The organism is Asanoa ishikariensis (genome assembly GCF_900107455.1).
Taxonomy (GTDB): Bacteria; Actinomycetota; Actinomycetes; order Mycobacteriales; family Micromonosporaceae; genus Asanoa; species Asanoa ishikariensis.
This window is the reverse complement of the sequence record NZ_FNQB01000003.1, coordinates 604,426-622,029: the sequence shown is the minus strand read 5'-3', so window position 1 is coordinate 622,029 and position 17,604 is coordinate 604,426. Positions and strand designations below refer to the sequence as shown.

The window sequence follows — 17,604 nt, the reverse complement described above, 5'->3', positions numbered from 1 at the left end:
GGTCAGGCCTTCGCCGCCACCGGCTCCGGTGCCGCCGGCTCGGTGGCGGCGTCCGGCTCCCGCGCGGGTCGGCGGCCCACCGCGACCAGCGCGCACACGGCGGCCACGAACAGGTAGCCCAGCGCGACTTGGCCGTTGGCGTTCCACTCGACCTTCTCGCCGTGGATCAGACCCACGAACGCGAGCAGCGCTCCAGCGCCGGCGAACGCGGCCGCGTGCAGGAACCGCTTGTCGATGATGAACGCCACGATCGCACCGAGCACCAGCCCGGCCAGGATCGCACCCTGACCGAGGACCATCAGCCCGTGGTAGAAGACGCCGGCACCCTGGAGGGCGGCGTCGCCCACCTGGAGCGCGGTGGTGCCGGCGGCGGCGAGCGCGTTGTCCATCTGCCCGGTCGCCCACGCCGCGATGTTCGGCACCAGCGCCGCGACCACCGCCGGCGCGTGCGCCCGGGGCGAGGCCTGGAAAGCCTGGGCGCCGATCAACAGTCCGATGTAGAGCAGGATCGGCACGATCGCCGGTGTCGGGAAGACCGCGCCCAGCAACCCGAACAGCCCGAAGAAGCAGAGCAGCGCGATCACCACACCGGTGGCCATCGAGTAGCCGGTGCGGCCGCCGGCCGCCTTCCAGCCCGGATGCCCGACGTAGACGGCCGGCGGGAACGGCGAGCCCAACGTCGAGCCCACGATCGCGCCGAACCCGTCGGCGAGCAGCACGCTGCGCAGGTTGTAGTTGTCGCCGGCCGTGGCCGCCGACTCGACGTTGGTCATCGCCTCGGTGAAGTTGTAAACGCCCAGCGGGATCGCGGTCGCGAGCAGCGGTGCCATGTCGCCGAGCCCGTCGAGCAGCAGCCCGATCCGCAGGTCCGGCACCGCGATCGCGATGTCGCGGGCGGCGGCCGACACGTCGGGCACTGACATGAAGCCGCCGACCCAGCCGATCGCGGTGCCGAGCAGCAGGGCGGCCAGACCGATCGGGATGTTGCCGGGCAGCCGCACGTCGGTGAGCAGGCCGACCAGCAGCAGTGCCAGCACGGGCAGCGCGATCCAGGCCGCCGCCCACATCTGCGCCGCCGGGTTCATCGAGATGAAGGTGACCGAGATGCCCGCCAGGGTGCCGAGCAGGGCCGCCCGTGGCGTCCATTTGCGGATGTACGGACCGACGAACGCGCCGATCAGCACGATGACGCCGATGATGAACGCCCACGCCAGCCCCGCCTGCCAGGCCCGGACCGGGTCCTGGGTACGCAGGTAGATCGGCAGCATGATCACGAAGATCACGATGAACATGTGCGGCACGCTCGGCCCGTACGGCAGCGCCGTCACGTCGGAGCGGTTCTCCCGGCGGGCGAGCCGCCGTGCCAGGTAGGTGTAGTAGACGTTGCCGAAGACCAGCGCGATGCCCAGCGCCGGCAGGATGGTGCCGAAGACGACGCCGGAGGCCAGGTGCACGACGCCCAGGCAGAGTCCGGTCAGCGTGAGGACGTTGACCAGCACGTTGACGCCGAAGCCGAAGAACGCGTTGGTGTCGCCCCGGACCCACCACGGGATCCGGAGGGCCGTCGGTTGGCTCATGAGATCTCCTCGAGGTGCCGGGCGGGGAGTGCGGCGAGGAACTCGGTGGAGGTGGCGACCCAGCCGAAGATGCCGCCCTGCGCGGCGATCATCTCCAGGCCCACGCGCTGGAAGTCGGGGAAGTACGAGCCGACGCAGTCAGCCAGCACCAGGCATTCGAAGCCGCGGTCGTTGGCCTCGCGCACGGTCGTGTGCACGCAGACCTCGGTGGTGACACCGGCCACGACCAGACTCCGTGTGCCGGTCAACAGCTCGGCCAGGTCCGTCGCGTAGAAGGCGCCCTTGCCGGGCTTGTCGACGACCGGCTCGCCGGGCAGCGGGGAAAGCTCGTCGACGATGTCGTGGCCGTACTCGCCGCGCACCAGGATCCGGCCGTTCGGCCCCGGGTCGCCGATCCGCAGGTCGGGCGCGCCGCGCAGGAGCTTTGCCGGCGGGCAGTCGGACAGGTCGGGCAGGTGGCCCTCCCGGGTGTGGATGATGCGCAAACCGGCCGCGCGGCACCCGGCCAGCAGGGCGGCGGTGGGTGCGATCACCCGGCGGAGCTGGCCGACGTCGTTGCCGAGCGTCTCGCCGAAGCCGCCGGGTTCGAGGAAGTCGCGCTGCATGTCGATGACGAGCAGCGCCGTCGTGTCGGGGTCGAAGGCGAAGGGGGCGGGCCGCGCCGGAACAGTGGCCATGTCGGCGTCCTTAGTGGAGAGTCGCGGCGATGACGTCGGTGCTGGCGGCCACGCACCCGAACACGCCGCCCTGCATGGTGACCATGTGCAGCGCCGCGGCGTGGTTGCCCGCGTCGGTGGCGCCCGTGCAGTCCGACAGGATGAGGCACTCGTAGCCCCGGTCGTTGGCCTCGCGCATGGTGGTGTGCACGCACACGTCGGTGGTGATGCCGGTCAGGATCAGATGCGTGATGCCGTGCGTACGCAGGACGAGGTCGAGGTTGGTGGCGTAGAACGCGCCCTTGCCGGGCTTGTCGACCACGACCTCGCCGGCGACCGGGGCGACCTCGGGCACGATCTCCCAGCCGGGCTCGCCGCGGACCAGGATCCGCCCGCACGGTCCGGCCGCACCGATCTCGGCGCCGATCTGCCGGGACCGCCAGCGCTTGTTCGCGGGCAGGTCCGTCAGACCCGGGTCGTGCCCTTCGCGGGTGTGCACGACGAGCATGCCGAGCGCGCGCACGTGGGCCAGCAGCGCGGCGGTGGCCGGCAGTCCGGCGCGGGTCAGCGAGATGTCGTAGCCCATGCTGTCGACGTAGCCGCCCGGCCCGCAGAAGTCGGTCTGCCAGTCGATGCAGAGCAGGGCCGTGCGGTCGACGGGAACCTCACCGTCGTACGGCCAGGTGTAGGGCTCGGCCTTGACCGGCCCGATGTGTGCCATGGGTCCTCCCGGTGGATCAGGCGAGCGCGGCGGCGAACCGCAGCAGGGTCAGGTCGGTGCCGGCCGGGCCGATCAGCGACAGGCTGGCCGGGCGGCCGTCGGTGGTGAACCCGTTGGGCACCGCGACGACCGCGAGGTCGAGCAGGTTGGCGAAATGGGTGTAGCGGCCGAGCGCGGCGTTGCGCCCGATCGGGTCGGCGGCGACCTCGGCGTGCGTGACGGTGGTGCCGACGGTGGGCAGGACGAGCAGGTCGATGTCGCGCCAACCCCGGTCCACGACGGCGGCGAGCTCACGAAGCCGGTGCTGCGCGCGGAACGCGTCGACGGCGGAGTGCCGTCGTCCGGTCTCCAGCACGGTGCGGGTGACGGGCAGGACGCTGTCGGGCTTGGCGTCGAGGAAGTCGCCGACCGCGACCAACCGCTCCGCCACCCAGGGACCCTCGTAGAGCAGGTCGCCGGCGGCGAGGAACGGGCGCACGTCGACCGTCCTCGTCCGTGCGGCGAGCGCGGTCGCCCGTTGCCGGCCGCGCGCGAAGGCGTCCGCCTGACCCGGGTCGGCGTCGAGCGGCGCATCCGGCACGCCCAGCCGCAGCGTCCCGGGCGCGCGCCGGGTCAGTGCCACCGTCCTGCTCCAGGGATCGGCGGTCGAGCGTGCGAGCGCCACCTCGAACACGGCGGCGGCGCCGGCGACGTCGCCCGCGAAGACGGAGACGCAGTCGAGCGACCGGCACGCCGGCACGACCCCGGCCGCGCTGAGCAGTCCCCGGGTGGGCTTGAGGCCGACGATCCCGTTGAGCGCGGCAGGCACCCGGCCGGAGCCTGCGGTGTCCGTGCCGAGCGCGAACGAGACGGTGCGGGTCGCCACCGCCAGCGCCGACCCGGAGCTCGACCCGCCCGAGACCAGCCCGCTGCCGAACACGCTCGAGCACGCGCCGTACGGGGAGCGCGTCCCGGTCAGCCCCGTGGCGAACTGGTCCAGGTTGGTCTTGCCGACCAGCATCGCGCCGGCCTCGAGCAACCGCGTGACCACCTCGGCCGTCCGGTCGGGCCGGTAGGCGAAGTCCGGACAGCCGGCGGTGGTCGGGAGCCCGGCCACGTCGATGTTGTCCTTGACCGCGAAGGGGATGCCGTAGAGCTTCGGCCGGTCACCGCGGGCGGCCACCTCCGCCGCTCGGGCGCGCAGGTCGTCGGCCGGCACCAGGGTGATCCAGCTATGGTCGTCGGCGATCCGGCCCAGCACCTCTTCGACGACGTCCGCCGGCTGGAGCGCGCCAGTGTCGTACGCGGCGCGCAGGGCGGTGACGGAGAGATCGGGGACGGGCCGCCGAGGCATGCTGTCTATTGTCGACAGAATGATTTTCGGGTACTTCGCCGTCCCGTAACATCGATGTTTCGGCGCCTACGCGAGATACGACCGGGCGCCGTGCCCGTCGAGCACCGCGAGCACGCCGGCCGGGTCGCCGCCGGCCACCGCGTCGAGCAGGCGGGCGTGCCGGTCGACCCCGTCGGGCGCGTGCACGGTCTCGGCCTCCCGCCGCAGGTTGACCGCCATGTAGAGCTGGATCTTCTCCAGCGTCGCCGCGTACGCCGCGGTCAGTTGCCGGTTGCCCGCCAGTGCGACGACAGCGACGTGGAACTCCCGGTGTGCCTCGGCGACGGAGAGCCGGTCACCGGCGGTCGCGGCCTCCGCCATCGCCCCTAACGCCACGCGCAGGTCGGCGAGTCCGTCGGGCGTGGCCGGCAGGGCCGTCCGCACGACGTGCCGTTCCAGCACGTCGCGCAGGTCGTAGAGCTCGCGGACGTCGCGCTCCGACAACGTCGCGACCCGCACGCCCCGGCGGGGCACGTGCTCGACCAGCCCGCGCTGGGCGAGCAGCCGCAGCGCCTCGCGCAACGGCGCCCGGCTGATCCCGTACCGCCGGGTGATCTGCTCCTCGACCAGCTTCTCGCCCGGACCGGGCCGCCCGCTGAGGATCTCCCGGCTCAGCCGGGCGACGGTGAGGTCGACCAGGCTGGGCGCGGCGAGCGCGTCCGGTTCCACGGCGTGTTCCCTACCGCGGGCAATCGGCGACCGGACGGTTCCCGATCACCTCGCGTCCGCCGCGATCGCCGCCAACAGCTCCGCGCCGGAGCGCATCCGGCCGGCGGCGTCGACCTGGCCGAGCCGCTCGTACTGGGACGCCGCGGCCATCCGGTCGGCGACCTCGGCGCGGACGATCCGCAGGATCTCGTCGTCGTCGAGGGTGCGGCGGACGGCCTCGGCGGCGCCCACGCCCACCGCGCCGAGTGGGTTCAACGACAGCCGGCCGTCGCGCTCGACCGGCACCGCCTCGGCGTTGTCGATCGCGGAGATCGCCGAGCGCAACGCGCCGGCCGCCACGGCGTCGCGGGCCCGCAGGGCATCACGGAGGGTACGGCGGAGCCGCTCCCGCAACGCGGACGGTTCGGTGGTGGGCACGGCGGTAACGCTAAGCCACGGGGGCGCGCTGTGCCAGACGCGTACCGGCCGCGGTCCGGCCCTTCTTCAGCCAACGGCCAGCTTCCGCCCAAGTTCCGGTCAGCCGTGCCCGGCAGGCTGGTTCCCGATGAGCGACAACGCGCGCCCGCGGGTGACCCGGCGCCGGCTCCTCGCGGGCGGCGCGGGGCTGGCGGCGGTCGGTGGTGGCGGCTTCGCGGTCGGCCGGTCCGGCCGGACCGAGCCCGCGCCTCCACCTCCCGCGCCCCTTCGCCAGTTCGTGACCCGCCCCGACCTGGCCGTGCCGGTGGTCGACGTGACCGTGACGGGCCCGACGGCGCCGGGCCTGGTCTTCCTCACTCCCGCGGCGGGCGTCGGCGGCCGGGGACCGCTGCTGGTCGACGGCACCGGCCAGCCGGTCTGGTTCCACCAGGTCACCGGGCCGGGGGTGATCGCGATCGACGCGCGGGTCCAGCGGCTCGGCGGCGAACCGGTGATCACATGGTGGGAGGGCACGATCGACCCTCGGTACGGGATCGGCGCCGGCGAGTTCGTGATCGTCGACCGTTCCTACCGGGAAGTCCGCCGGCTCCGCGCCCCCGGACCGGTGCCCGCCGACCAGCACGACCTGATCCTCACTCCGGAGGGCACGGCGATCTTCTTCGTGTACGAGCCGGCCGCCGCCGACCTGTCCGCGTACGGCGGGCCGGCCGACGGCGTCCTGGTCGACGGCGTGCTCTACGAGCTCGACATCGCCACCGGGAAGATCGTGTTCCAATGGCGGGCCAGGGAGCACGTCAGCCCAGACGAGTCGTACGCGTCGCCGACCGGCCGGATCCCGTACGACTACCTGCACGCCAACTCGGTCGAGGTGGACCACGACGGCGCGCTGCTGGTCTCGGCCCGACACACCTGGACCATCTACAAGATCGACCGCCGCTCGGGCGCCGTCCGCTGGCGGCTGGGCGGCAAGCGGAGCGACTTCACGATCGGCCCGGACGCGGGTTTCGCCTGGCAGCACGACGCCCGGCGCCGCTCCGACGGCACGCTGGGCCTGTTCGACAACGAGGCCGGCATCACGAACCGCTCGAACGCCTCCCGCGGCCTGATCCTCGACGTCGACGAGACCGCCCGCACCGCCCGGCTGGTGCGTGCGCTCGCGCACCCGGACGCGCTGTTGGCCCCGAGCCAGGGTTCGGTGCAGGAGTTGCCCGGCCGGGGTTCGCTGGTCGGCTGGGGACAGCAACCCCGCTTCACCGAGTACGCCGCCGACGGCACCCTGGTCGCCAGCGGCGCCCTGCCGGCCGACAACGGCTCGTACCGGGCGTACAAGTTCGACTGGTCCGGCACGCCTACCGACCAGCCGACCGCGACCGCGCTGCGCGGAGCGGTCCACGTGAGCTGGAACGGCGCGACCGCCGTGACCCGCTGGCGGGTGCGCTCAGGCCTCCAGCCCGACCGCCTGACAACCGTCACCACCGCCGACCGCACAGGCTTCGAAACGGCCGTCCCGCTCCCGGCGCCGGCGGTCTTCGTCGTGGTCGACGCCCTCGACCAGGCCGGCACGGTCCTCGGCTCGTCCCCACTGACCATGGTCCCGCAGGCATAACGCAAGGAAGGGACCCCGTTAGCAAGGGTCCCTTCCTATGCGGAAAGCGATAACAAGGGTCCCTTGCTTAGCCGGCCGCCTTCAGCTCGACGTACGCGATCGACGGGTTCGGCAGGTCGACTGTCAGCTCGACCGCCCCGCCCTCGGCCTCCACGATGGACATCGTCTCTGGCAGCACGTCGTTCGTCGCCAGTTCGGCCCACTGCGCCTCGGACGGCCAGTCGCCGCCGCCCATCGACTGCCAGCGGGCCGCCACGTTGCCGTGGTCCGCGTCCACCCGCCACTGGCGGGCCTCGTAGCGGCCTGCGGTCAGGCCTTCGAAGCGGATCATCACCGTGCGGTCCAGGGACTTGTCGCCGTCACGCTTCGAATGGTCCAGCGTGCCGTTCCAGACCAGGGCGCCCACCGTGCCGTCGGCACCCCGGGCGGTCCAGGTCTCGACCAGGCTGTCCGCGCCGTCGCCCGACAGCCGGGCCGGCACCGCGGTGTCGCCGAGTCGCTGGGCCAGCCACAGCGCCCAGAACTTCGGTTTGGCCAGGTTGCCGACCGTCAGCAGCCCGAAACCGCCGTGCAGGAAGCGCGGTGGGCGGCCCAGTTCCTCGAAGTGGTCCGAGGCCACCCACGGCGCCAGCGACTCGATGCGGCCCGCGGCCGAGCGCATTCCGCGCAGCAGGAACGTGGCGGCGAAGACCGTGTCGTTGACCTCGTTGCCGTGGGTCGCCGTGACGCCCCACTCGGTCCACCACAGCGGCCGGTCGCCCGTGATGCCACGCAGGTCGAGCGGTGGGCTGCCGTAGATGTGCGTGGAGACGAAGTCGACCGGCGCGTCGACCTCGAGCTGCCGGTCGACCCAGCCGACCGCGGCCGTGGCCGGGCCACCGACCCGCAGGCCCGGGTCGACGTCCTTGACGGCGCGGGCGGCCAGCTCGTAGAGCCGCCAGTACTCGGCCGGCGTGCCCGACCAGAACACCGACAGGTTGGCCTCGTTCCACACCTCGAACGCCCAGCCGTCGCGGACCTCGTCGAGGCCGTAGCGGTCGACGAGATGGCTCACCAGGGCACGGACCAGGGCCGCCCAACGGTCCCAGTCCTTCGGCGGCGAGATGATGCCGCGGTACGTGAAGACCGTGCGCGACGGGTCGCTGGCCAGGTCTCGGGGCATGAAGCCGAGCTCGACGATCGGACGCATGCCCAGTGCCAGCACGGTGTCGTAGACCTGGTCGATCCCAGAGAAGTCGTACGCCGGCGAACCGGAGACCTCGCGGTAGACGCCGAGGTCGTCGTCCAGGATCCCGTGCGCCCGCACTGTCTCCACGCCGAGCTCGTCGTGCACCCGGGCCAGCGCGGCGCGCAGCTCGGGTCCGATCTCCCGGCCGCCGGTGCGGTCGGTGGACAGCAGGTGGGACAGGTGCTCGGACCCGACCATGAACCGCCACGGCCGCGACAGCGGGCCAGCGTCAGCAGCGGCCTCGACCCGCAGTACCAACGGTGCGACGTCCGAAGCCGCGCCGAGCGCCGCGCCCTTCACCGGCGTGCACAGCGGACCCATCGCCGTCACGGTCGCCAGGGGTGCCACCGCATACCAATACGAACGTTCCGGCTCCACGGTCGTGTCCGCGTACGGGCCGTGTGGCACCGCGAGCACGTCACCGCCGCCGTGGTCCACGACCGTGAACGGGCCCGTGGAGGCGGTGGCGCGGTGCACGGCGTACCCGATGGCGCCCTCGACCGGTTCCCAGCGCAGGGTGACCTGGCCCCGGCCGGTGATCGCGGTGAGCCCCGCCGGCGCGGGCAGGTCGGCCGCGTCGGGCTCGCCGGGTGCGCGATCCTGCGCCCCGCCGCTGCCCATCATCGCGACCCACTGTGCCCGCGCCTGCGCGGCGATGTCGCCGACCGTCATGCGCCCGCCCCGCGTAGCTGGGGCAGGGGCTGGTCGGCCGGGATGTTGAACGTCTCCTGGCCGATCAGCGGCCGGATCCGCTGCTCGAACCGCTTGTCGACGAACGAGCGCCGGATCACGTCGTTGGACAGCTCGTTGCCGAGCGCGCCCATGATCATCGCCTGGTCCAGGGACAGGTAGCGCTTGGCCACGGTGCCGCTGCCGACCGCGATCGCGTCGTAGAAGCCACCCGGGCCATAGCTGTCGAAGTTCGCCTTCAAGCGCGCGAGGTTCGAGACCACCGGGCCCTTGGCGTACGGCAGGGCCAGGAACGCCGCGTGCGGTGTCACCACGCCGTCGCCGTAGTCGGGCTCCGGGCCGGCCGGTCGGCAGTCACCGAAGCCGGCGTCGTACTTCGACTGCTCCACGTCCGACGGGTAGCCGTTGGTGTCCATGCCCATCGCGTCCACGCCCCAGACGGCGTACCCGCCGCTCGGGTTGCTGGCGGGGGAGAAGCCCCAGTAGCCGTACCCGGCGTCGTTCATGCCGTGCTCGATCTGGCCGGCCACCGTCGCGCGATGGTTGCGGCCCCAGCTGTTCGGCGCCCAGCGCTCCTCGGGCACGAACAGGTCCGGCATCAGCGCCTCGAACATGTCGCCGCCCCAGCTCGGCACGAACCGGATCCCGCGATACTCGTAGGCGCCCTCGTAGACCGGCACGCCCTGGTAGGTCGTGTCGAAGCCGACCGGCTGCATCTCGTGCCAGTTCCAGTCACAGGTGGCCGGCAACGTACGCATGGTGTTGTAGTACGCCTCGGCGGGGATCTGGCCCGCGCCGATGCCGAGGTACGTGGCGATCCGCGGCTCGGTCACCGTGATGTCGTAGTGGTTGCAGGTGAACCAGACGCTGTCGCGCTGCTGCGCGCAGCCGGGTGGCGCCTCGTCCCAGAAGCCGCCGGCGATCAGCCCGCTGGCGCCGAACGGCGTCGTGGCGGCCGGGTTGTAGTAGAAGCCGAAGTTCATCTTGGACAGAATCCGGTCGGCCTTGCCCTTCAACTCCGGCACCGCGCCCTTGACGACGCGCAGCGCCGCCGCGAGCCAGCCGTTGTCCACACTCGACATGAACGGATAGACGGTGTTGCCGTCCTCGGGCCAGACCCGCACGACGGAGCCGTCCTTGGGGTCGTACCAGTTGTAGTACATGCCGGACGCCTCGTGGTGGTCGAGTCGCGCGAGGGTGTCCAGGGTGAGACCGATCCGGTCCCGGGCCTCCTTGCGGGAGATGAAGCCCAGGTCGCGGGCGACCACCGCCGACCACATGTAGCCGCCAATGTTGGTCGGCGAGGTGTAGGCCGACGGGGTCTTCAGGTCACCGTTGATGTTGTCGGCGACCAGGCCCGTCCGCGGGTCGGTCATGGCGACCATCGACCGCCAGGTGTCCTTGGCGTAGGCGGTCAGCGTGCGGTCGGCCCCGCGCGCGTCCGGTGCGGCGACAGCGGCAGAACCGCTGACGAGCACCAGCGCGAGCGCGACGATCAGGGCGAGGATGCGTCGCATGAGTCTCCTTACTTGAGTCCGGTGGTCGCGATGCCGCGCATGAAGTGCCGCTGGAGGAGCAGGAACACGATCAGCACCGGCACCACGACCACCACGGCGCCGGCCAGCAGCAGGCCGAAGTCGGTGCGGTTCTGTCCGATGCTGTAGAGCGCCAGGGCGACCGGCAGCGTGTACTTGTCCTCCGTGCTGGCGACCACGAGGGGCCAGAGGAAGTTGTTCCAGGACGCGAGGAACGTGAGGATCCCGAGCGTGGCCAGCGCCGGCCGGCACAGCGGCAGCACGACCCGGAAGAAGATCCGGAACTCGCCGGCGCCGTCGACCCGGGCGGCCTCGATCAGGTCGTCGGGGATCGACTGGAGGAACTGGCGCATGAGGAACACGCCGAACGGGCCGACCAGGAACGGCAGGATCAGGCCGGCGTACGAGTTGGTCAGGCCCATGTTGCTGACCAGCACGAACTGCGGGACGAAGGTCACCATGCCGGGCACCATCAGCATGCCGAGCACGGCCAGGAACAGCACCTTCTTGCCGGGGTAGCGCAGCTTGGCCAGCGCGTACCCGACCAGCGAGCAGAACAGCAGGTTGCCCGCCGTCACCGCGACGGCGACCAGGGCCGAGTTGAAGAAGAACAGCGGGAAGTCGAGCCGGGAGAACAGGTCGCGGAAGTTGTCCAGCGTCCAGGTGTCCGGCAGCCAGGTCGGCGGCACCGAGCGGATCTCACCCTCGGGCTTGAGCGACGAGAGCGCCATCCACACGAACGGTCCGACGACCACGATCAGCCCGATGGTCAGGACCGCGTAGAGCACCGCCTTGGCGGCCCGGTCCCGCTGCCGGACGCGTGCGTCCAGTGTGGTCATTTGCGGTCTCCCAGGAAGCGGAACTGAATGACCGACAGCGCGACGATCGCGATGAAGAGCACGTAGCTGGCCGCCGCCGCGTAGCCGTAGTTGCCGAAGCCGAACTGGTTGTAGATGTGGTACGACACCGACAGCGTGGACGAGAGCGGCCCGCCCTGCGTCATCACGAACGGCTCCTCGAAGAACTGGAGATAGCCGATGCCGGTGACCACGCCGCCGAACAGCAGGGTCGGGCGCAGCAGCGGCAGCGTGACGTTGCGGAACTGCTGCCAGCGGCTCGCGCCGTCGAGCGTGGCCGCCTCGTAGAGCTCGCCCGGGATGGCCTGCAGGCCGGCCAGGAAGATCACCATGAGGAAGCCGAAGTTGCGCCAGGCGGCCATCACGATCAGCGAGGGCAGCGCCAGCTTGGTGTCGAAAAGCCAACTCGGCCCGTCGACGCCGACCACCCGCAGCAGGTTGTTGACCAGGCCCACCTCGGGGTCGAGCAGGAACCGCCAGACCACCGCGACGGCCACGATGCTGGTGACCACCGGCAGGTAGAAGCCGACCCGGAACAGCGCCCGGAAGCGGAGCAGCCCGGAGTTGAGCGCGGTGGCGGCGGCCAGGGCCAGCACGATGGTCAGCGGCACGCCGATCACGACGAACACCAGCGTGTTGACCGACGAGCGCAGGAACAGGTCGTCGGAGAACAGTCGGGTGTAGTTGTCGAGGCCGACGAAGTTGACCGCGAACGGGTTGCGCAGGTCCGTCGAGCGCAGGTCGGTGAAGCTCATCACCAGCGAGACGACGACCGGCACGGCCATGAAGACCAGGAACAGCACGGTGTACGGCGCGGAGAAGGCCCAGCCGGTCAGCGCCCTCCGCAGGCGCTGGCGCCGCCGGATCGACCCGGCGGGCCGGTCGGGAGTGGTCCCGACCGGCCGCGCCGGCGCCGTCGCCGCGGGGGCGCTGGTCATCTCAGGCCCCGGTTCCGATGGCGGAGGCCTTCTCCTGGATCGCCTTCGCCGCCGCGGCCGGGTCCACGTTCGACTTGCAGAGCTTCTCGACCTCGAGGTCGAACGAGGCCGCGATCTGCTCCCAGGTCGGGATCGCCGGCGGCGCCTTGGCGTCCTCGAGCTGCTTGCCGAACACCGCCAGGTACGGGTCGCTGGACAGGCTGCTGTCGTCCCACGCCGACTGCACCGACGGCAGGTCCTTCACGGCCTGGTACCACTTGACCTGCACCTCGGGCTTGCTGAGCCACTGCACGAACTTCCAGCCCGCGTCGCGGTTCTTGGCGTCCTTGAACACGGCCAGGTTGCTGCCGCCGATGAACGACGTGGCCGACTTCTTCATCGGCATCTGTGCGACGGCGAACTTGTCCTCGAACCCGGCGCCGCCCTTCTCCTGGAGCAGGCCGATGTGCCACGGCCCGGAGATGAACGCGCCGATCTTGCCGCTGACGAAGTCCGGCTCCAGCGCGCCCTCGGGCAGGTCGGTGCCGGACAGCTTGTCCTTGAAGAAGGACTGGTAGTAGGCGAGCGCCTCGGTCATTTCGGGCGTGTCGAAGGAGATCTTGTCGGCGGTCACGCCCTCGGCGCCGTTCGACCAGGCGAACGGCATCACGGACTGCCAGCTACCGGTCTTGCCGGGCTGGAGGTGGAAACCCTCGCGTACGCCGTCGGCCTGCATGGCCTTGGCCATCGCCGTGAGGTCCTCCCACGTCTTCGGCCCGTCGGGGAAGCCGGCCTTGGCAGCCAGGTCCTTGCGGTAGAAGATGCCGCGGGTCTCGACGTACCACGGCACGCCGTACGAGCCGCCGTCGACGATCGTGGTGTCCCAGGCGCCGGGGAAGAAGTCGTCCTTCTTGATCAGGTCCGGCGGCGTCGGGTCGAGTGCGCCGGTCTTGGCGAACTCGCCCTGCCAGGTCGTGCCGATCATCGACACGTCGGGCGTCTGCTTCGCCGCGATCGCGCTGGCGATCTTCTGGTGCGCCGCGTCCCACGGGACCGCGGTGACGTTCACCTTCGCGTCCGGGTTCTCGACCGAGAACTCCTTGGCGAACTCGCCGAGCTTCTCGCCCTCGGTGCCCATCGCCCAGACCGTGATCTCGCCGCTGGCCTTGCCTTCGGCGACGGACTTGGCCTCGTCCTGCCCACCGCCCGAGTCGCGACCGCAACCGGTCAGGGCGACCGAGGCCGCCAACGCGACCGCTGCCGCGGCCGCGAACCTGCTCCTTCTCATGCCGTACCTCCGAGGGGACTTGGTATTTCCACGGGGTGTGACCCGCAGCTACGTCGCACGACGAGCTGCGTGGGAAGGACCCGGCGCCGGGGTGTGGCGCGTTCCGGGCCCGCTGTACGTTCGGCGATGCGCCCATCGAGCCAGCGCGCCGCGGTGGCGCCCAGCTCACGCATCGGTTGGGAGACGGTGGTCAGACCGGCGAACCGGGCGGCGAGCACGTCGTCCCATCCGGTCACGGCCAGGTCATGGGGCACGGAGCGGCCGGCGGCCTCGGCGGCCAAGTGCACACCGAGGGCGACCTCGTCGTTGGCGCAGACGACGGCGTCCGGCGGGTCGGCCATCAGTTGCGCGCCGATCCGCTCGCCGGCCTCGACGTCGTAGGAGCACGGCCGGCAGTCGGGTTTGGGCAGGCCGTGCGCTCGCATGGTCTTCGCCAGCCCGGCGTATCGACCGGCCATGTCGGGCGCGGCCTCGGGGTCGCCGACGAAGACGATCCGCCGGTGCCCGTGTGCGAGCAGGTGAGCGGCGAGCTCGGCGGCGGTGCGTTCGTTGCGGGTGCGGATCGTGTCGACGCCGTCGACCGGCGGGCGGGCCAGCAGCACCAGCGGGACGCCCGTCGCGGCGATCGAGCGCACGGTGTCGTCGCCGACGGTGTTGCCCATGACGGCCAGGCCGTCGACCCGGCCGGCGAGGTCGAGGACCGCCGCCTCGGCGTCGCGCCGGCCGTGCGTGGCCAGGATCAGCACGCTGCGCCCGAGCTCGGAGGCGGCCTCCTCGTAGCCGAGCACGACCTCGGCGTAGTAGGGGCCGGTCAGGTCGGGGAAGACGATCCCGTTGGCGGCGTGCCGCCCTTCGGCCAGCGACCGACCGAGCTGGTTCGGCGTGTAGTTCAGCGCTTCGACCGCGGCCCGGACCCGTGCGCGGGTCGACTCGGTGACGAGATCCGAGTCCCGCAGAGCACGCGAGACCGTGGCGATCGACACGCCTGCGTGCCGGGCCACCTCGTAGATCGTCGCCGCCTTCGACTTTGAAAGCGCTTTCATTTCCACGGCGCCGAAGCTACCCGCCCTTAACGCGGCTGAAACTTGCCGTTCGCTATTTGCTTCTCGCGACAAATCGGACTATACACAGTGGATTTGGGATCCATGACCGGGGTGGCTCGGGCGTGGGAGCGGCGATCGTCTCGGCCTGGGGCCCGGATCCCGACGACGGCGACCGGGCCGAAAACCCTGACCGGGCCGGATACGACGAACGCTGGCGACGGCCGTCACGGAGCTTGGCTGGACCGATCACTAGGGTGTCGACACTGGACGGTCCTCGATCCGGTGGTCGGTGTGGCTCGGCACCACGGGGTTGCTGTGGTCCAGCAGAGCCGCCACGACTTCTGTGCGGGACTTCGACCTCTGGGCCTACCCGAGGGAGGGCTTCGCGCCGACCGTGGCTGATGACCGCCTGGGCCACTGCAGTGATGAGGCGGTCGATGTGGTCCGTCGTGGTGCCCGCGCGGCCGCTGGCGCGGAGCGCGGTCGCGGGCATCGGCCGGCTTCGGCTAGGTGGTGGCGGCGTGCGCGCAGAACAGGCCCTCGCGTACGCCGATGCCGTGCTCCACGCTCAGCGGTTCGAAGTCTGATGGACCGGCCATCGGAGCGCACCTTGCCGTTGGGGCGGCCTGTGGCGTTCGGCGAACGCCATTGCATTCTTATCGGGCACGTCCGCGAAGCCCCGCCATTCATTGCGATCCGAGGCGGCCGGTCGCATTAGTGATTGACACAGATTGGCATGATCGAATTGCCGGACGGCCCGGATTTGGCGGCGTGAATGCGGCACAATTGATGTGTGCGGCAGCTTCAGTTGTTCACCAGTGTGGAGCTGGCCGTCATGCGCGACCGCACCGCTTTCCGCAGTTATTCGCCTGCCGGTGAAGAGTTCCGCCGCGAGCATGAGCGCCGCCGGTCCTGGGGCTTGATCCGACGCCATGCCGAGCGCCTGCGTCGCTCGAGGGCCAGCGCCCGCGGCCTCCACACACCGACCGCCACGGCGAACCCTCCGCGAGACCAGATCTCTCCGGTCTCAGCCACCAGGGACCAAGACCAGGCAACTCCCACCTCGGCCGCCCAGGGTCGGGGTCGGATCTCTCCGGTTTCGGCGTGCGGGGGTCGGGATCTGGCCTCTGCCACCTCGGCCGCCCAGGGTCGGGGTCGGATCTCTCCGGTTTCGGCGTGCGGGGGTCGGGATCTGGCCTCTGCCACCTCGGCCGCCCAGGGTCGGGGTCGGATCTCTCCGGTTTCGGCGTGCGGGGGTCGGGATCTGGCCTCTGCCACCTCGGCCGCCCAGGGTCGGGGTCGGATCTCTCCGGTTTCGGCGTGCGGGGGTCGGGATCTGGCCTCTGCCACCTCGGCCGCCCAGGGTCGGGGTCGGATCTCTCCGGTTTCGGCGACCGGCGGTCGGGACCTGGCCCCTGCCACCTCGGCCGCCCAGGGCCGGGGCCGGATCTCTCCGGTTTCGGCGAGCGGGGGCCGGGACCAGGCAACTCCCACCTCGGCCGCCCAGGGCCGGGGCCGGATCTCTCCGGTTTCGGCGACCGGGAGCCAAGGCCAGGCGACTCCCACCTCGGCCACCCGGGGCCGCGACCAGACCCCTCCGGCATCGGCCTTTGGTGGGCTTGGCCAGGCGAACGGCCCAGCAGTAAGCGCGCGGTCCGCGGCCGGCCCGAACGATTCGCGTCATGCTGTGCGGAAACGCGGGCGCCCATCCCGGATCGGTCGAGAGGACATCGTCACGGCCTGCCGGGTCGCGTCGGCCACGACCGGCCGGACAACCACTGGCCGCCCGCGTCGGCACACCCGGATTCAGGCCAGGCCGGATATGCCGATACCGGCCGGAAACCAACGCCAGGGCGGATTTGTCGAAGGGGAACAATCGCTCGCGGGCCACGCCGGGCAAGGCCCGATGTAACCGTGGCTACCTGTCTTGCGACAGACGCGCGCGCCGCCAGTTGAGAATCGTACCCATTGCACATCCGAAAGGACCGGCAGCGTTTGCGCGGATCAGCCGAAGTGGAAGCCTGCCACCACGGCCCGATGGTCGGTCGCCGGCGTGTGCACCACGGTGGACATCGTCGCGACGAGACCGCGGTAGAAGATCTGGTCCGGGCGGATCACCGGGAGTGATGCCGGCCAGGTCGCGCCTGGGCCGCGTCCGGCGTCGGCCTGGGCGTCGCGCACGTGGTCGCGCAGCGGTGCGATCACTCGGTCCGTGACGGCGGTGTTCAGGTCGCCCAGCACGACCAGCCGCTCCGCCGGGTCGCCGGCGACCGCGTCGGCCAGTGCGCGCAGGGAGCGGTCGCGGGTGGCGGTGACGCCGGGTCGGGCCGAGCCGAGGTGCACCGCGTACACGGTGACCTCGCCCTCGGGTGTGTCGATGACGGCGCGCAGCGCGCGCTCCCAGCCCAGCGCGGTGTCGACCGGCGCGTAGTCGAGGATCGGGTAGCGGCTCCACAGCTCCACGGTGGACACCCGCACGTGGTGGTCGTAGTGCGCGGCCATCGTGGCGGCCGTCGAGTCGCGCAAGCCCTCGGCCACCTCGACCAGCGCGACCACGTCGGCGTCGGTGGCCACCACCGCGTCGGCGGTGGCGGCCGGGTCGGGGTTGGCGGCGTTGACGTTCTGGCTGGCCACCCGGAGCTGGGTGGCGCCCTGGTCGCCCTTGGGCAGCCAGGCCCGGCCGAACAGCAGGCCCCAGACCAGCAGTGGCACCAGCACCGCGACGACGGCCAGCTTGGTCCGGGCCAGGACCGCGCCGAGGATCAGCACCGGCACGGCGAGCAGCAACAGTGGCGCGGCCGTGTCGAGCACGCTGCCGAAGCCGGCCACGTTGGGCACCGACCGGTGGAAGGCGAGGGCGGCCGTCACGACGATCGCGAGCAGCACCGTGAGTGCGGTGACGAGTCGTCGGGGCAGCGAGAGCACCGCATGACGTTATCCGGTCCTGTCACGGCGCGTCGGCGGTATCGCGCCGTGTCGTCACAGCGAGTGCCCGGTTGGAGGTTAGGTTGACCTGTGCAGAAGATAG

14 protein-coding genes are annotated in these 17,604 nt (G+C 71.4%); 1 reads left to right on the top strand and 13 read right to left on the bottom strand.

Going from position 1 to position 17,604, the window contains the following annotated elements:
• Window positions 1-2 precede the first annotated feature (2 nt).
• The 6 genes from BLV39_RS26895 to BLV39_RS26870 all read right to left on the bottom strand — a co-directional run bounded on the left by BLV39_RS26895 (window position 3) and on the right by BLV39_RS26870 (window position 5,412).
• Window positions 3-1,577, bottom strand: a complete 1,575-nt coding sequence (locus BLV39_RS26895; protein ID WP_090798863.1) for a regulator — start codon at window positions 1,575-1,577, stop codon at window positions 3-5.
• The gene (locus tag BLV39_RS26890; protein ID WP_090798861.1) at window positions 1,574-2,254 is read right to left on the bottom strand and encodes a cysteine hydrolase family protein; all 681 of its coding nucleotides are present in this window, start codon (window positions 2,252-2,254) and stop codon (window positions 1,574-1,576) included. The genes BLV39_RS26895 and BLV39_RS26890 overlap by 4 nt, the downstream gene beginning before the upstream one ends.
• Window positions 2,255-2,264: 10 nt before the next feature.
• Window positions 2,265-2,954, bottom strand: a complete 690-nt coding sequence (gene biuH / locus BLV39_RS26885) for a biuret amidohydrolase (RefSeq protein ID WP_090798859.1) — start codon at window positions 2,952-2,954, stop codon at window positions 2,265-2,267.
• A gap of 16 nt (window positions 2,955-2,970) precedes the next feature.
• Window positions 2,971-4,287 carry an allophanate hydrolase gene (gene atzF, locus BLV39_RS26880; protein WP_090798857.1) on the bottom strand — a complete coding sequence of 439 codons (1,317 nt, stop codon included), beginning with the start codon at window positions 4,285-4,287 and terminating at the stop codon, window positions 2,971-2,973.
• A 66-nt stretch (window positions 4,288-4,353) separates the two neighbouring features.
• Window positions 4,354-4,995: a GntR family transcriptional regulator gene (locus BLV39_RS26875; protein WP_090798855.1), complete on the bottom strand. Its 642-nt coding sequence runs from the start codon at window positions 4,993-4,995 to the stop codon at window positions 4,354-4,356.
• A 45-nt stretch (window positions 4,996-5,040) separates the two neighbouring features.
• Window positions 5,041-5,412: a GatB/YqeY domain-containing protein gene (locus tag BLV39_RS26870; protein ID WP_204082616.1), complete on the bottom strand. Its 372-nt coding sequence runs from the start codon at window positions 5,410-5,412 to the stop codon at window positions 5,041-5,043.
• Window positions 5,413-5,539: 127 nt separating this feature from the next.
• Here BLV39_RS26870 and BLV39_RS26865 point away from each other — a divergent pair, with 127 nt between their 5' ends.
• On the top strand, window positions 5,540-7,018 hold the full coding sequence (locus BLV39_RS26865) for an arylsulfotransferase family protein (RefSeq protein WP_090798853.1): 1,479 nt from the start codon (window positions 5,540-5,542) through the stop codon (window positions 7,016-7,018).
• Between the two features lie 67 nt (window positions 7,019-7,085).
• Here the strand turns inward: BLV39_RS26865 and BLV39_RS26860 are convergent, their stop codons facing one another.
• The 7 genes from BLV39_RS26860 to BLV39_RS26830 form a co-directional block, all read right to left on the bottom strand.
• Entirely contained in the window at window positions 7,086-8,918 is a 1,833-nt protein-coding gene (locus tag BLV39_RS26860) for a GH39 family glycosyl hydrolase (protein ID WP_090798851.1), read from the bottom strand.
• Window positions 8,915-10,453, bottom strand: a complete 1,539-nt coding sequence (locus BLV39_RS26855; RefSeq protein ID WP_090798849.1) for a glucoamylase family protein — start codon at window positions 10,451-10,453, stop codon at window positions 8,915-8,917. Before BLV39_RS26855 ends, BLV39_RS26860 begins: the two co-directional genes overlap by 4 nt.
• Before the next feature lie 8 nt (window positions 10,454-10,461).
• Window positions 10,462-11,310 (bottom strand): carbohydrate ABC transporter permease, encoded by an 849-nt coding sequence (locus BLV39_RS26850; RefSeq protein ID WP_090798847.1) that lies wholly within the window; start codon window positions 11,308-11,310, stop codon window positions 10,462-10,464.
• A complete protein-coding gene (locus BLV39_RS26845) occupies window positions 11,307-12,266 on the bottom strand; it encodes a carbohydrate ABC transporter permease (protein ID WP_090798845.1) in 960 nt (319 codons plus the stop codon). Before BLV39_RS26845 ends, BLV39_RS26850 begins: the two co-directional genes overlap by 4 nt.
• A gap of 1 nt (window position 12,267) precedes the next feature.
• Window positions 12,268-13,533, bottom strand: a complete 1,266-nt coding sequence (locus tag BLV39_RS26840; RefSeq protein WP_090798842.1) for a sugar ABC transporter substrate-binding protein — start codon at window positions 13,531-13,533, stop codon at window positions 12,268-12,270.
• On the bottom strand, window positions 13,530-14,576 hold the full coding sequence (locus BLV39_RS26835) for a LacI family DNA-binding transcriptional regulator (protein ID WP_090798840.1): 1,047 nt from the start codon (window positions 14,574-14,576) through the stop codon (window positions 13,530-13,532). Before BLV39_RS26835 ends, BLV39_RS26840 begins: the two co-directional genes overlap by 4 nt.
• 2,004 nt (window positions 14,577-16,580) lie before the next feature.
• Complete coding sequence (locus BLV39_RS26830) at window positions 16,581-17,501, bottom strand: endonuclease/exonuclease/phosphatase family protein (RefSeq protein ID WP_090798837.1); 921 nt, start codon at window positions 17,499-17,501, stop codon at window positions 16,581-16,583.
• Window positions 17,502-17,604: the final 103 nt, after the last annotated feature.

Excerpts from the sequence above, each read along its gene's own strand:
- atzF (WP_090798857.1), bottom strand. The coding sequence starts at position 4,287 with ATGCCTCGGCGGCCCGTCCCCGATCTCTCCGTCACCGCCCTGCGCGCC.
- BLV39_RS26850 (WP_090798847.1), bottom strand. The coding sequence starts at position 11,310 with ATGACCACACTGGACGCACGCGTCCGGCAGCGGGACCGGGCCGCCAAG.
- BLV39_RS26840 (WP_090798842.1), bottom strand. The coding sequence starts at position 13,533 with ATGAGAAGGAGCAGGTTCGCGGCCGCGGCAGCGGTCGCGTTGGCGGCC.
- BLV39_RS26865 (WP_090798853.1), top strand. The coding sequence starts at position 5,540 with ATGAGCGACAACGCGCGCCCGCGGGTGACCCGGCGCCGGCTCCTCGCG.
- biuH (WP_090798859.1), bottom strand. The coding sequence starts at position 2,954 with ATGGCACACATCGGGCCGGTCAAGGCCGAGCCCTACACCTGGCCGTAC.
- BLV39_RS26855 (WP_090798849.1), bottom strand. The coding sequence starts at position 10,453 with ATGCGACGCATCCTCGCCCTGATCGTCGCGCTCGCGCTGGTGCTCGTC.
- BLV39_RS26845 (WP_090798845.1), bottom strand. The coding sequence starts at position 12,266 with ATGACCAGCGCCCCCGCGGCGACGGCGCCGGCGCGGCCGGTCGGGACC.
- BLV39_RS26860 (WP_090798851.1), bottom strand. The coding sequence starts at position 8,918 with ATGACGGTCGGCGACATCGCCGCGCAGGCGCGGGCACAGTGGGTCGCG.
- BLV39_RS26895 (WP_090798863.1), bottom strand. The coding sequence starts at position 1,577 with ATGAGCCAACCGACGGCCCTCCGGATCCCGTGGTGGGTCCGGGGCGAC.
- BLV39_RS26835 (WP_090798840.1), bottom strand. The coding sequence starts at position 14,576 with ATGAAAGCGCTTTCAAAGTCGAAGGCGGCGACGATCTACGAGGTGGCC.
- BLV39_RS26890 (WP_090798861.1), bottom strand. The coding sequence starts at position 2,254 with ATGGCCACTGTTCCGGCGCGGCCCGCCCCCTTCGCCTTCGACCCCGAC.